Origin of the sequence: Marinilactibacillus sp. 15R, assembly GCF_001895285.1 — a bacterium.
In the GTDB taxonomy this organism is placed as follows: Bacteria; Bacillota; Bacilli; order Lactobacillales; family Carnobacteriaceae_A; genus Marinilactibacillus; species Marinilactibacillus piezotolerans.
Genome location: NZ_CP017761.1, coordinates 340823 through 354678 on the forward strand (window position 1 = coordinate 340823; position 13856 = coordinate 354678).

Sequence of the window (13856 nt, forward strand, 5' to 3'; positions counted from 1 at the left end):
CTTAACAATTGCAGATTGTCAATTATTCAATAAGTTACTATAATAATTAAGTCTTTCATCTCTTCCTCTATACTATCATCGAAATATGCTAAAAGAGCAAGTCAATTTTGGCTTACTCCTTTTATAGCATTTAATATATTTAGAAAATTTTTATTATAGCAAAGCTCCAAAAATTAGACTCCCGATAATTAATACCATACCTCCTCCTAAACGAGAAGACAATTGTGCGTATGAGATTAGGTCCATTCGTCCGGCAGCTCCTAAAACAGCTAAATCTCCTGAACCTCCACGATTAGCCATACATAGACCTGCTGTAACTGCAGAATCGATTGGATAAAACCCTACAAGGTAGCCGACTATAGCAGAGCCAAAGATTGCTCCGATAACTATAAATAGCGCCATGACAACATTTGGTATTGTAATCGCAGCCATTAATTCACCAAGATCTGTATCTGCTCCGACTCCAACCATAATAATTAGAATCATATTTTTTGTGAAGAATTTTTGTAATGTCTGAGCTGCTTTACGAACATATGTCGGAATCAATCCAAAAGCGTTAGCTGCAGCTACAAAAATAATCATATAGGCGAATTGATGAATTGCTACTCCAAATACCTCTGGAAGCAACACCTTACTAAATAAGAGACCTAATGCATAAAAAGTTAAGGACAGCATCATTGCACCACCATAATCTTTCATTGATACTTCTGTGACTTCTTCTTCAGATGCAATCTCAGAGGCATTTCTCATTAATGTCTTTTTATCTCCTGTTAACCCTTTTCGTTTGTTCCCTAAAGCATTTAACAAACCACCAGATATAATAGCAAAAATATTGGCAATAGTTAAAATTGCAATTGCAAATGCATAATAATCAGCTGCTGGGTTTCCTGTTACTGTCTCGTAAATTTGGCTTAAAGGTACTGCTCCCGCACCATTTCCTCCTCCCATGACTGGCAATACGTAACGAATCATTGTGTCCGCAGGAGACACTCCAAATAAAAGCCCCACTCCTATGCCTAGTAAGCCAGCCCCTGCCACGCCACCTAGAATAGCAGGAACATAACCAGCAATGGATTTCAAAAGTAGTTTTCTTTCCAAACCTAAAACTGAACCAGTAATCAAAATGACAATAAAGAAAGTTAAAAAGTTTACTTCCCCGTTTGCCCAGTTAATTAGATCTACGTATTCAGTTGGTAAAATATTAAAGTAAGCTAAAGCAGCTGTTCCTAAGAAGGCGAGTACAATACCGCCTCCAATATAAGTATTCCAAATCGGAATTCGGTCTCCAATTTCATTGAAAACCACCCCAATAGCAAACATCAATGCAAATGCGCCTGACAAGTCTTTTGATAATGCGCCTGTATAAGTTGCTGTTAAAACAATCCCTATCAATACAACTACTATCCAGACCGGAAGTCCAAAAAATTTTTTGATTGTTTTCTTTTCTTTTTTCTTTGTTGTATGTTCTTTCACTGACGGGTTTCCCATCTCATGATTTTTTTTACTCATTTTCATTACTCCTCTCTAAAACTTTTAATTTTTAATTAATATAAAGTGAACCTGAATAATTCATACTTTCTTTTGGAACATGTAGAAACTGCCTAACGGCAGGTGAAATTAACTTTTTATATCATCACCCTTTAAGTGATGAAAAAAGAACCCCTTTCTGATATGGTAAAGGTGACTAAACCAACCACAAGAAAGGAGTTCTTCTAATGATTAGCTTACACAAAAATCAAGTTAAATTCAATTCAAACATCACTATTTCCCATACAGGTGGTCGCTTATCAAGCGATTCTGGATTAGTCTTAGTTAAAGAAGTCATGAATACCTTCAATTTCTCTGAACTGGCCAAAGGCCTGTTGCACATAACGGATCATCGTGCCTATTTCACCCATGATAATATAGCGATACTTGAGCAGTTCATCATGCAGCTGGTCGCTGGCTATTCGGCAGACTCTTCAGCGAATCTTTTAAGACAAGATCCCGTATTCCAAATGGTGCTAGGCAAGAAGCCTTTAGCCTCTCAATCATCACTTTCACGTTTTCTAGACCGTTTCTCAGAAGAAAATATCCATCAACTACAGTCTTTGAATCAAGCATTAATCGATCAAGCACGTTTGATCCGCAATGATACAGAATTGATCATAGATATTGACTCTACCCATTCAGATACCTTTGGCCATCAAGAACAGACTGATTATAACGCTCATTATCAGACATACGGGTACCATCCTTTACTTGCCTTCGATGGTTCAACGGGAGATTTCTTGAAAGCTGAACTGCGTTCAGGGAACCAATACACATCCAAAGGCGTGAAAGGGTTTATAGACCCGTTGTTACTTCACTACAATGAGGCATTACCCCATACCGACATATTGGTACGGGGAGACAGTGGGTTCGCTACACCAGAGGTGTATGAGTCTTGCGAAGCCAACAGCGCTCATTATGTGATCCGGTTAAAGAACAATCAAAAGCTCAGTCAACGAGCTGAACAATTAGTCCTGTACGGGGACAACCAAAAATGGGAAGAGCGAGAAGTTCAGTATTTTTCTGTACTGTATCAAGCTCAGTCATGGTCCAAACCTCGTCGTGTCTGTATTCGATCTGTTCGTGAAGGAGGAGAACTTCTCTTTCAACACTCGTTTATTGTGACTAGTCTTTCAGAGACGATCTCTCCTGAAGCTGTATTCTCTCTTTATGGTAAACGCGGTACAATGGAAAACTTTATCAAAGAAGCGAAATCAGGGTTTTATTTTGATAAAACCGATAGTCCACGATTCCTGGAAAACCATGTCAGAATGATGATGAGTGTCTTGGCTTATAACCTCGTCAATTTTTTGAAGACCATTGCGTTTGAGAAACTGAATCAGGGCATGACGATTCATTCCATTCGATTGCGATTACTTAAAGTTGCCGGTAAACTCGTTCAAACAGGGAGACAAGCTTATCTCAAACTGTCGAGTTACCATGTATATCAAGCTGAATTTTATAAGGTTTTTGAGCGCCTAAGGCAATCCAGGCAATGGATTTAGACCCTTAAATGCAAAAAAATTTTCAATCCTTCACTTTCAAGGGAGAAGTATGCCCTTAAACACTTAAGAAAATCCTTAAGAGATTGATTCAGTAGAAATCAAGTCCAAAGACACATTGTTTAATGAAAAAGTCGCTAATTTTTTCAAAAACAAATAATCTGTTCAAGAAAACAGGCTTAATTACAGAGCTATGAATTATTCAGGAGTGAATGTTTTCTCAAATTTATTCTTTAAGATTGATTTTGAACACTTCAGTATTAGTTCTGGAAAGGTTACCTCAAGAAATCTCTTTTTCTTTACACTATCAGAAGTTACCCGAACTCAAAAAATTATAAATATGCTTTGTGTCGATCATCTTCTTTATAGTTCAGAGAATTCGAGTAAATCTCCCCAAAACTACCAGCAAATCAATTCATCTAATAATATTTTAAAATATTCAAAAGGTATTATTGTGAATGTTTTCACTTTTAAATTCACTATATCTCTCTAGTGCTTACATCTGTTTTAACCCTATCGTAGAAAACTATTTAATCTATTAAAGCTAGATAATATTGTGGACAGTATCAATAATGCTACCATCTCGATACTGGATAACCGCTACTGTTTTATCACCATATTCAATCGCTTCCGGTTTCCCTACGATCTTATACGCTTTTTCTTTCAATTCTTTCATTGTGAATTGAGGAATCGATAATGATTTAAAGCTATCTTTTAAATCTTCACGCTTTGGATTGATAGCAATCCCAATCTCTGTGACAACAACATCAACTGTTTCTCCTGGTGTAATAACGGTATTTACTCTATCAACTATAGTAGGAATACGCCCTCTAATTAGTGGACAGCATATAATATTCATTTTAGAAGCAGCAGAAGTATCATTATGTCCTCCTGATGCACCTCTAATTACGCCATCAGACCCTGTTAAAACATTCACATTGAAATCTGAGTCCATTTCAAGTGCTGAAAGTACGACAATGTCTAGTTGATTCACTGCGGCTCCCTTGTTTCCGGGGCTTGCATAAAATCCAGCATCTATCTCATAATGATTTGGATTATTGATCATTGATTGAATGCCACCTTTATCAAAGGTTTGCACATCAATAATATTTTCAACTAATCCCTCTTCTAACATGTCCCCCATCTGCTGAGTAATACCCCCAAGAGCGAAACTCGCAGTTATTTTCTTCTGACGCATTATTTCAGCTAAGTATTTCGCAACAGCTAATGTTGATCCACCTGTCCCCGTTTGAAAAGAAAATCCTTCTGTAAAGTAGGGTGAAGCTTCAATAACGCGTGCTGCATTTTTAGCTATAAGTAAGTCTTTTGGATTTTTAGTAATACGCGTAGCACCCTTTGCAATACCATCAGGGTCTCCAATCGAATCAACTTTTACTACGTAATCTACATCTGTTTGAGAAATACTAATAGGCGTATTTGGATACGGCACTAAAGTATCCGTTAATATAATTACCTTATCTGCATATTTAGCATCCATTTTTGCATACCCAAGAGATCCACAAGGCGCTTTTCCTTTAATCCCATTTACGTTTCCGTATTCATCGGAAGAAGGTGCTCCAAGAAAAGCAATATCAATATGGATTTCTCCGGTTTCAATAGCTCTTGCACGTCCGCCGTGGGAACGAATAATAACTGGATTTTCCATTAAACCGCTTGAAATGGCAGCACCCAAATTATCTCGTAGTCCGCTTGATGTGATGTTCGTTATGATTCCCTCTTTAATATAGCCGATCAGCGGTTCATGAATATTAGAAATCGAACTAGGTGCAATTGAAAGATTCTTTATTCCTAATTTCGCAATCTCTTCCATAACCATATTCATAACTGCATCACCTTCTCTAAAGTGATGGTGGAAGGAAATAGTCATACCGTCTTTCAGTCCTGCTGCTTCAATCGCTTCACGAACTGTAGAAAGCATTTTTGAATCGCCAGGATTTACTGATGTAACTTGGCTCGTTGCTCTTGAATAGACTGGTTTACGACTAAAGGCACTCTCGTAATTCCCGTATTTTTTTTCGATTTCTTCTGGTATGTCTCGTTCTACTCCATTTTTCATCATTCTATTGCTCTCCTTCCTGCAACATACCCGCTGCTTTTGCTAGTTGAAGTGTTCTTTGAGCTCTCTCAACAATTGGCTTATCAATCATTTTTCCGTTTAATGCAATTACCCCTGATCCTTTTGCTTCTGCTTCTTTAATAGCTGACATCACATCTTCTGCATTCTCAATTTCTTTTTTCTGCGGAGTAAATACTTTATTGATAACTGAGATTTGACGAGGATTGATAACTGATTTTCCATCAAATCCTAATTGTTTAATAAATTCAGTCTCTTTACGCAAAGTATCCATATCATTAATATCAGAAAAAACTGTATCAATTGCTGCAATACCAGCTGCCCTTGCTGCATGGATAATCATTGAGCGGGCAAAAAATAATTCTTCACTATTCTTTTCTGGGTAGCGACGTGTTTTCATTGAGGTTACATAATCTTCTGCACCAATGGCAATTCCAATAATACGTTCACTAGCTGTCGCAATACTATAGGCATTCAATACACCTAGAGGTCCTTCAATTGCTGCAAAAATTTTTGTTGAGCCTAATTTGCGACCACATTTTTCTTCTACTTCAGCAATTACTTCTTCTGCATCTGCAACATCTTGAGCTGTTTCAGTTTTTGGTAGACGAATGGCATCAATTCCGGCTCTGACCATAGCTTCTATGTCATCTCGGCCACCAGCATCCAATGCGTTTATACGAACTATAATTTCTGTGTTTTCATAGTCTATCGTTTTTACTGCTTGATAGACCAAAAACCTTGCAGAATCTTTTTCAAGTAATGAAATAGAATCTTCCAAGTCAAACATTATAGAATCAGCACCATATAAGTTTGCTTCTCTCAACATACCTGCATTACTTGCTGGAACAAACATCATTGTTCTTCTTATACGTTCCATTCTTCGATCCCCTCCCAATCAATTGATGAGACCTTGTTTGCTGCCCGGTATGCTGCAGCAATCGTCCGCGCTTTGATCGTACAATCTAGTGCTCCTTGATCTTGAGCTTTTAATTTTACGTTTTCCATTCCCAAGTTCATTAATGTTTCTGTAATTACTTTTCTGATTTGTTGTCCATATTGTTTTTCAACAGAACTGGATAACTCAATTTCAATTCCATTGTCCATATTTTGATTGATCATTATCTGTATATCTGATGATTCAAGTGTTCCAGCAACGCCCTGTCTGTGAACCATAAGTTGTTCCATAATCCTACACTCCTTCTAAATGATTTTTAATATACGAGAAGGTTGCTTGCGGAACGAAAGGTCTAATTGCTTTTAGATCTCCTTTCCGCCAGAGTTCCCTCACTATAGAAGCACTAATAACCTGTTCTTCTATCCTCTTTCTTTCTAAAATGATCAATTGAACTTTTTTATCAAAAACATTTTTCATCTGCTCATTATAAATAGCGGTCGTTTTTGACAAAGGCTCTTCTCCGGCATAGCGATAACTTATATTCATTGCTGGAGCAATTTTTCCCTTGAATAAGATGGCATCCAGTTTGGCTTGGATCATTGTAACGTCAATTTTCTCGGGTAGAAAATAAGAAGGAAAGGTTGCTTGAGAAATTAGATAAGGTCCGGTTTCTAGCACAACCACATTCGAAAGATGTTCTGTACCTTTTTGTACTAAATAATATCGATCTTCAAAAGGAACATAGGAACGATCTTCTGAAACAACAAACACATACACTACATCATTTTCCTTAGCTGCTATTTCAACTAAATATTGATGTCCCAAAGTGAATGGGTTCGCATTTATCACTAGCGCCGCTTGTTTACGCCCTGGCTTGCGGAACTTCTTGATTTGCTTCAAATACTCAGAGAATCCATTAAGTGCCTTTTCCATAAATACAAGAACATCATCTACACGAGCAATTTCTTGAAACCCTAAATATCGAAAGGAAGAAGTAACTTCAGGTTTTGTATATAAATAGCAAGAATCATAATCCTGATAAATCAGTTCCTCTAATCTACTGACTAATAATCCTACAACGGATCCACCTATATATTTTTTACAAACAGCAACGCATTTTATCACATTCCCAAAAACAGCTCCAGTTGCTATTAGTTTGTCTTCTTCATATATTCCAATAACTAGATCAATATTTTTTTCTTCACGGATTCCTACCTTTTTCAGTAATTCTAACCAGCTTAGGTAATCTTTCTTTCTTTTATTGATCCAGAGTCTCCGTACTTCCAACTTTTCACATCCCTCCTTTCAAAAATCTTAATGCAACAAAAATAGTATACGCTTCCAAAGCGGGTATTTGAGGAAAAACACAGTAAAAAAGCAGGGAAAACAGTAAAAAAACAGTATGAAGAAACTAAGTAGTTTATAGGATCAAATATTTCTCAGTTTCTTTACTATCTTCTACCCAAAGTATTGTAACAACACACCCGCTGCTACCGCTGATCCTATTACTCCTGCAACATTAGGTCCCATGGCATGCATCAATAAGAAGTTAGATGGATTTGCTTTTGCTCCTTCTTTTTGTACTACTCGTGCAGCCATAGGTACCGCAGATACTCCAGCAGCACCAATCAGCGGATTAATTTTTCCTTTTGATAATCTATACATGACTTGTCCCATCAATAAACCACCTGCCGTTCCAGCTGAAAAAGCAATTAACCCTAGTATAATAATTTTACCTGTTTGCATTGATAATAAGATATCTGCTTCAGCTTTTGCCCCAACAGTTATTCCTAATAGAATGGTAATAATATACATAAATGAGTTTTGAAGTGTTTCAGTAATCTTAGGCACTTGTCCGCTTTCTTTTATAAGATTACCCAACATCAGCATACCAATTAGAGGTGCAGATGAAGGTAGAATCAAAATTGTAAATATAGTTACTACGATGGGAAAAACTATTTTCTCTGTATGAGATACATTTCTTAATTGCTCCATTTTGATTTTGCGTTGGCTTTCTGTCGTTAGTAATTTCATAATAGGGGGTTGGATGATCGGTACCAATGCCATATAAGAATAAGCAGCTAATGCAATGGCGGAAAGCAAATGTGGTGCCAGTCTACTTGTTGTAAATATAGCTGTTGGACCATCCGCTCCCCCGATAATTCCAATAGATGCTGACTCGGGTCCTGTCATCCCAAGGGCAATCGCTCCAAAAAAAGCAATAAAGATACCGATTTGTGCAGCGCCGCCTAATAACAAAGTTTTTGGGTTAGCAATGAGTGGTGCAAAATCGGTAGTGGCTCCTAGACATAAAAAGATCAAAGGCGGGTAGATTCCTAAGTTTGTTCCTTGATAGAGGTAATACAGCAATCCGCCATTTGTTCCATTTCCAGGGGATGCCATTAACCCGCCTAAAGGCAAGTTTACAAGCAACATCCCAAATGCAATAGGAATCAATAAGTAAGGTTCATACCCTTTTTTTATCGCTAAGTAGAGAAAAATACAGGCAATCCCAATGACAATGATATTTTTATACGTAATTTCTGAAAAACCAGATTCTGTAAATATTCCGAGTATAGCTTCAAGCATTTTCTCAACTCCTTATTTTCTTTATATTTTCACTAAAAGCTCTCCAGCTTCTACCTGGGTCCCTTTAGAAATCTTCATTTCGCTTATTGTTCCATCTTCTGGCGCCACAATTTCATTTTCCATTTTCATAGCTTCTAATACACAGATTACTTGTCCTGCTTTAACAGTTGCTCCAGCTTGTACTCTTACATCAATAATGGTTCCTGGCATCGGTGCTGTAATATCTATTCCAGAAGAAGCTGGTGCTGGTTGGCTTTGAGTTGTTTGAAGCATTTCTTGTTCCTTGGAAGTGTTCTTTAATGAATCTTTTGCAGCACCCACTGATTCGTTTACTTCTTCTACTGATACAGCATATGTTTTTCCATCTACTGTAATTTTATAATTCTTCATTTTTAAGCTCCTTCATTTTATCCGTTTGATTGACGTAATCTGATAATGTCTATCCTGTTGTTCCTCATTTGCCATAATTAACGCAGTAATGGCTGCTACTCTTTTACTTTCCTGATCATCTTCTATTGAAATACATTCTTTCGTTTCTTTTTTTACTATCTGAGCATTTTGTTGTGCACTGTCTTCTTTAAAAATATATTTAAAAGACTCAATAATCAGCATAAGTCCGACAAGCACAACGAAAACAACTGTTATAGAAACCAGAGTAATTTCTACCCCTTTCAATAAACTAATATCAATCAAATGTCTCCCTCCCTCATCGTGGCGTTGATTCGTATGACTTCATTTTCTTGTTTTACTTCTTGTTTATACTTATTCTCTAAAAACTCTTTTCCTATTTGAGGGAACATAGCATAAACCAGTACATCTTCGTCTGATTGAGCTAAATCACCTAACTCATTTTTTAATTCCTCAAATTCTGGTTGTAGCAAATCGGCTGGTCTACCTTTAATTACTGCTTTATTTCCAATAATTTTATGCTTCATTTCTTCACTTATTGGAGCGGGTGATTTTCCATAAGCGCCGCTAACATAATCTTTAATTTCATTTGGAATCATCTTATATCTTTCACCAGAAAGAACATTAAAGACTGCTTGGGTTCCTACCATCTGGCTCATAGGCGTTACTAGCGGCGGAAAACCTAGATCTTCTCTGACTCTTGGAACTTCTCTTAATACCTCTTCATATCTATGTTCAGCTTTCGCTTGTTTCAGTTGAGAGTACAAATTGGATAACATACCTCCAGGAACTTGATAGAATAACGTTTTTGGATCGACAGTCAACATCTTCGGATCCAATGTACCTTCTTTTAGGTAGTGATCTTTAATTGGCTTAAAGTAGTCTGCTATATCTTGTAAAGTCTCCATATCTAAGTGCGTATCATAACCTAATTCTTCAAGTACAATTCCAAGTGTTTCAGTAGCAGGTTGACTCGTTCCACCAGAAAATGGAGAAATCGCTGTATCAATCTTATCGGCACCAGCTTTAACGGCAGTTAGATAAGTCATCTCTGAGGTTCCACTTGTCGCATGAGTATGAACTTCTATAGGTAAACTCGTTACATTTTTAAGAGCAGGAATGAGCTCTTCTGCAACTTTAGGTGTCAAAATACCTGCCATATCCTTTATACAAATTGAATCTGCTCCCATTTCGTCCAATTCTTTTACCAAGTTTATATAATACTCAATTGTATGAATTGGACTGACGGTATAACAAATAGTCAATTGTGCATGTCCTCCATATTTCTTAATAGCTTTGACGCAACCTTCCATATTGCGCGGGTCATTCAATGCATCAAAAACTCTTAATATATCAATTCCATTAAAAATAGCTTTTTCAACAAACTTATCGACAATATCATCTGCATAATGGCGATACCCTAAAAGGTTTTGCCCTCTTAAAAGCATCTGTAATTTTGTATGGTGGATTGATTTTTTAAAAATTCTCAATCTATCCCAAGGATCCTCATTCAGAAAGCGGATAGCAGCATCAAATGTTGCTCCACCCCAACACTCCAAAGCATCATAGCCAGCAGCATCCATTTTTTCTAATATCGGGATCATTTCGCTTGTTTTCATGCGAGTTGCCATCAAGCTCTGATGGGCATCTCGCAATACTGTTTCAGTAAATAAAACTTTCTTTTGTTCTCCCACTATATTCACTTCCAATCTTCAATTCATAATTAAATAAACAACGTATTTAGAGCATCTGTCACTGTCTTTGAGTATTTAAAGAACCTTAATGATTATGTTTTCTGTATAAGTTTTACATCCATCAGTATACGCTTTCAATTTTACTCAAAGTCAAAATAAACAGTAAAAAAACAGGATACACATTTTAAAAACACTTATCACCTCTTTTCTACTCTTTAATTAATTGAGCTATATATTTTCCAGTTTTTAAAATTTCAAGTAAAAAAAGAATCTCAAAAATGAGATTCTTTAAAATTTATATATTTTTCCAAACTATATATTGTCTATTCACTTTGACCTTAATCCTAAAGATATTAATAGATGAACTGACTTTTACTTTTCGTCATTATCACTAAATCTATCTGTGGCTGCAATCGTCTCTAAACCTCTTACGATCAGGCCTTTCATATAATCTTCAGTAAAAAATGTTGAGATTTTGATAACTGGAAGATCTACATAAGGATAGATTACTCTTAAGTCTTCTTCTATTTGTTTAAGTTGATTACTCCAAATTATGTCAGGGTTAGCATATAAAATTATTCTGTCTGGATCATACATACTAATAATCGTTTGAATGACTTCTCGTATATGTTTCTCGATATTAATCGGAATCCGTGGATAATTCTGCCATTTCGCTTCCAAGGGTAAACTTTTAACTTCTCCCGCTAATCCATTTTTCCCTTGAAGTATTTGTCCATTTATAACTATAACCGCTCCCGGTGGAAAATTCATAGGATAATAGAGACCAACAGCAATACTTTCCCGATTATGAAGGGAACTACTATAGCCTAGCAAAGCAGCGTTCACGTCGTTTTCAATCACTATGGGAAGGTCATCAGATTTTTTTCAAGCTCGAAGTTCAATAAGGACGAAAAATCAATAACTTTTAATTTCCCTTGAACTTCAACACCTGGAACTCCAAATGCAATTGCGGCAATAGCTTCATACCTGTCGATTAATTCTCTGATACATGTAGAAATTCCCATCCATGATGAAGAATTTTCTCTAGCAACTTCTTCATAGATACGTTCCCCCTACATATCACAGATTGAATAAACACCTCTCATTTGTTCTTCAGTTTCAATTAACTGAACAACTAAAAGTAGCTTATGTCTGGGATTATATTCATAGAGACGTGCGCTTCTTCCTCCAGTTATGGAACGTTTATCCGACTCTTGGACGCTACCATTTTCCAGTAATGTTTCAAGTACTTTTTTTATGGTTACAATACTTAATCCATTTAATTGAGCTAACTCTTTTTGAGAAAGTTTTGTATATTTTTTTAGAAGAAATTCAATATACTCAAGATTATTTTCTCTAATATGTTGTGGTTTATTACTTTTCATGTCTTTCTCTTTCATAAACTTACAGTCCTTGTTAATCTATTTTCAATTAACTGCTACAAAATCATTGCGCTAGCGCTACTCTGTTGTGATTTCTATCAAGTTTCCTTCTGGGTCAGCGATGACTGCTTCATAATAACCATCCCCAGTAACTCTTGGACCGTTTAGTAATGGATATCCATCTTTTACAATTTTATCAGTTAATTGATCTACGTCTTTTTCTGTGCCCACTCCAAATGCCAAATGTGCATATCCGAGCATCATACCATTGTTAGTATTTAACTCTGCTTTATTCATAATTTCTAACCGTGCCCCCGTATCAAACGATAGGAAATAAGACGTAAATCCAGTTTTCTGATTATGGTATAACTCGCCACTTTTTGCTCCAAAGTATGTTTCATAAAATTTCTTTATTTTATTTAAATCTTTAACCCAAACTGCAGCATGTTCGATTCTCATAAGAGCATCTCCTTTAATATATTTTTCTGTCCCGACAACTTTTTAAACTATGTTTAATAACTAGCGTCCAGTATAGCATGGATAATTTAAAAAATTATTTTTTTATTATATAAAGCTAAACTATATTAAAACTTTTATGTATCTGTTGGAATATATGAAGCTAATAATTATATCCCCTTAAACATAAAAATACTCCTAGAAAATATTTTAGGAGTATTTCTTAATCATGATATCATCAATTTATTCTCAGTATATTAGATAAATTTATTCATTTCCAAAAAAGTCGATTTTATTTATAACCTCTTGTTTTACTTTATCGCTGGCAAATGCATGCTGCATCGCTGTCTTATTCAGATCCTTCATTTCTTGTTTCGTTAAGTCAAACTGGTTTGCACAAATCAGGAACTCATCGGTCAGCGTCGTATCGGAGACCGTCCGGTTATCAGTATTGATGCTGACAGGTATTCCGTAATTCATAAAGGCTCTTAGTGGATAGTCTTTCCAGCCAGTGACAGCGCCTGTCTGCAAGTTGCTGGTTGGACATAGCTCAAGCAGTATATTCTTTTCTTTAACGATTGCCATAGATTCTGGATCCTCTTTGATTGCCACGCCATGACCAATCCGTTTGGCACCAAATGCGATTGCCGTAAGCACATTTTCATAGCTACCTGTTTCCCCTGAATGCATGGTTAACAGCATCTTACTATCAACGCCCGTCTTTACCGCTTTTTCTACACAACTATTCGGGAAGTTTCCTTCATCTCCGGCTACATCAATTCCAATAACTTGCTCTACCTGCAGTTTACTGACTTCTTCGAACAATTCAGTATTTCTCTCTTCTGAGTGATGGCGCAAAGCACACGCTAGAATCGTAACGAAGATTGGAAATTCAGCCATTGCCTGCTCGACACCTTTGCAGACTGCTTCAATAACTTGTCTGGTTGATAATCCTTCTCTCTGATGCAGCAAGGGTCCAAATCTCATTTCCAGATAAACGACATTCTCTTCATGCGCTGCTCTAGCAACTGCATAAGCAGCTTTTGTTAAATTCGCTTCACTCTGCAGTACGGGCAGCACCGCATCAAAAGTGGATAAGTAATCTTTCAAGTCTAGACATAAGGCTGGTGCTACGGCTTGTTCCATCCAATCTTTTGGTAGGTCTGCTGCTTCAGCCAGTTCTTTCAAAGTCGCCATTGGAATAGACCCGTCTAAATGACAGTGTAATTCTACTTTCGGTAATGCGTGTATCCATTCTCTATTCATAAAGTCGCCTGCTTTCAGTCCATTCATCGCTATACG

At 36.6% G+C, this 13856-nt stretch carries 15 protein-coding genes; 1 reads left to right on the forward strand and 14 read right to left on the reverse strand.

Annotated elements, in window-relative coordinates; all coding sequences use genetic code 11:
* Positions 1-153: 153 nt before the first annotated feature.
* Positions 154-1509 (reverse strand): 2-hydroxycarboxylate transporter family protein, encoded by a 1356-nt coding sequence (locus BKP56_RS01535; protein WP_232226918.1) that lies wholly within the window; start codon positions 1507-1509, stop codon positions 154-156.
* Positions 1510-1715: 206 nt separating this feature from the next.
* Between BKP56_RS01535 and BKP56_RS01540 the strand changes: the two genes are divergently transcribed.
* A complete protein-coding gene (locus BKP56_RS01540) occupies positions 1716-3035 on the forward strand; it encodes an IS1380 family transposase (RefSeq protein ID WP_072693419.1) in 1320 nt (439 codons plus the stop codon).
* A gap of 541 nt (positions 3036-3576) precedes the next feature.
* On the opposite strand, the gene citF is transcribed toward BKP56_RS01540, so the two are convergent.
* The 13 genes from citF to add form a co-directional block, all read right to left on the reverse strand.
* Complete coding sequence (citF, locus tag BKP56_RS01545) at positions 3577-5112, reverse strand: citrate lyase subunit alpha (RefSeq protein ID WP_072693420.1); 1536 nt, start codon at positions 5110-5112, stop codon at positions 3577-3579.
* Position 5113: 1 nt separating this feature from the next.
* On the reverse strand, positions 5114-6007 hold the full coding sequence (locus BKP56_RS01550) for an aldolase/citrate lyase family protein (RefSeq protein ID WP_072693421.1): 894 nt from the start codon (positions 6005-6007) through the stop codon (positions 5114-5116).
* The gene (citD, locus tag BKP56_RS01555) at positions 5995-6315 is read right to left on the reverse strand and encodes a citrate lyase acyl carrier protein (RefSeq protein WP_072693422.1); all 321 of its coding nucleotides are present in this window, start codon (positions 6313-6315) and stop codon (positions 5995-5997) included. Before citD ends, BKP56_RS01550 begins: the two co-directional genes overlap by 13 nt.
* A gap of 4 nt (positions 6316-6319) precedes the next feature.
* Positions 6320-7312, reverse strand: coding sequence for a [citrate (pro-3S)-lyase] ligase (gene citC, locus BKP56_RS01560; protein ID WP_072693423.1), 993 nt, complete (start codon positions 7310-7312; stop codon positions 6320-6322).
* 171 nt (positions 7313-7483) lie between these two features.
* The gene (locus BKP56_RS01565) at positions 7484-8614 is read right to left on the reverse strand and encodes a sodium ion-translocating decarboxylase subunit beta (protein WP_072693424.1); all 1131 of its coding nucleotides are present in this window, start codon (positions 8612-8614) and stop codon (positions 7484-7486) included.
* A gap of 21 nt (positions 8615-8635) precedes the next feature.
* Positions 8636-9004 carry a biotin/lipoyl-containing protein gene (locus BKP56_RS01570; protein WP_072693425.1) on the reverse strand — a complete coding sequence of 123 codons (369 nt, stop codon included), beginning with the start codon at positions 9002-9004 and terminating at the stop codon, positions 8636-8638.
* Between the two features lie 12 nt (positions 9005-9016).
* Complete coding sequence (locus BKP56_RS01575; protein WP_072693426.1) at positions 9017-9307, reverse strand: OadG family protein; 291 nt, start codon at positions 9305-9307, stop codon at positions 9017-9019.
* Positions 9304-10653 carry an oxaloacetate decarboxylase subunit alpha gene (locus BKP56_RS01580; RefSeq protein WP_232226948.1) on the reverse strand — a complete coding sequence of 450 codons (1350 nt, stop codon included), beginning with the start codon at positions 10651-10653 and terminating at the stop codon, positions 9304-9306. The genes BKP56_RS01575 and BKP56_RS01580 overlap by 4 nt, the downstream gene beginning before the upstream one ends.
* 435 nt (positions 10654-11088) lie before the next feature.
* Positions 11089-11577 carry an ROK family protein gene (locus BKP56_RS01585; protein WP_072693428.1) on the reverse strand — a complete coding sequence of 163 codons (489 nt, stop codon included), beginning with the start codon at positions 11575-11577 and terminating at the stop codon, positions 11089-11091.
* Positions 11577-11741, reverse strand: a complete 165-nt coding sequence (locus tag BKP56_RS13705) for a hypothetical protein (protein ID WP_156849201.1) — start codon at positions 11739-11741, stop codon at positions 11577-11579. The genes BKP56_RS01585 and BKP56_RS13705 overlap by 1 nt, the downstream gene beginning before the upstream one ends.
* 48 nt (positions 11742-11789) lie before the next feature.
* Entirely contained in the window at positions 11790-12116 is a 327-nt protein-coding gene (locus BKP56_RS01590; protein ID WP_072693429.1) for a hypothetical protein, read from the reverse strand.
* A gap of 60 nt (positions 12117-12176) precedes the next feature.
* The gene (locus BKP56_RS01595) at positions 12177-12557 is read right to left on the reverse strand and encodes a VOC family protein (protein WP_072693430.1); all 381 of its coding nucleotides are present in this window, start codon (positions 12555-12557) and stop codon (positions 12177-12179) included.
* 264 nt (positions 12558-12821) lie between these two features.
* Positions 12822-13820, reverse strand: a complete 999-nt coding sequence (add, locus tag BKP56_RS01600) for an adenosine deaminase (RefSeq protein WP_072693431.1) — start codon at positions 13818-13820, stop codon at positions 12822-12824.
* Positions 13821-13856: the final 36 nt, after the last annotated feature.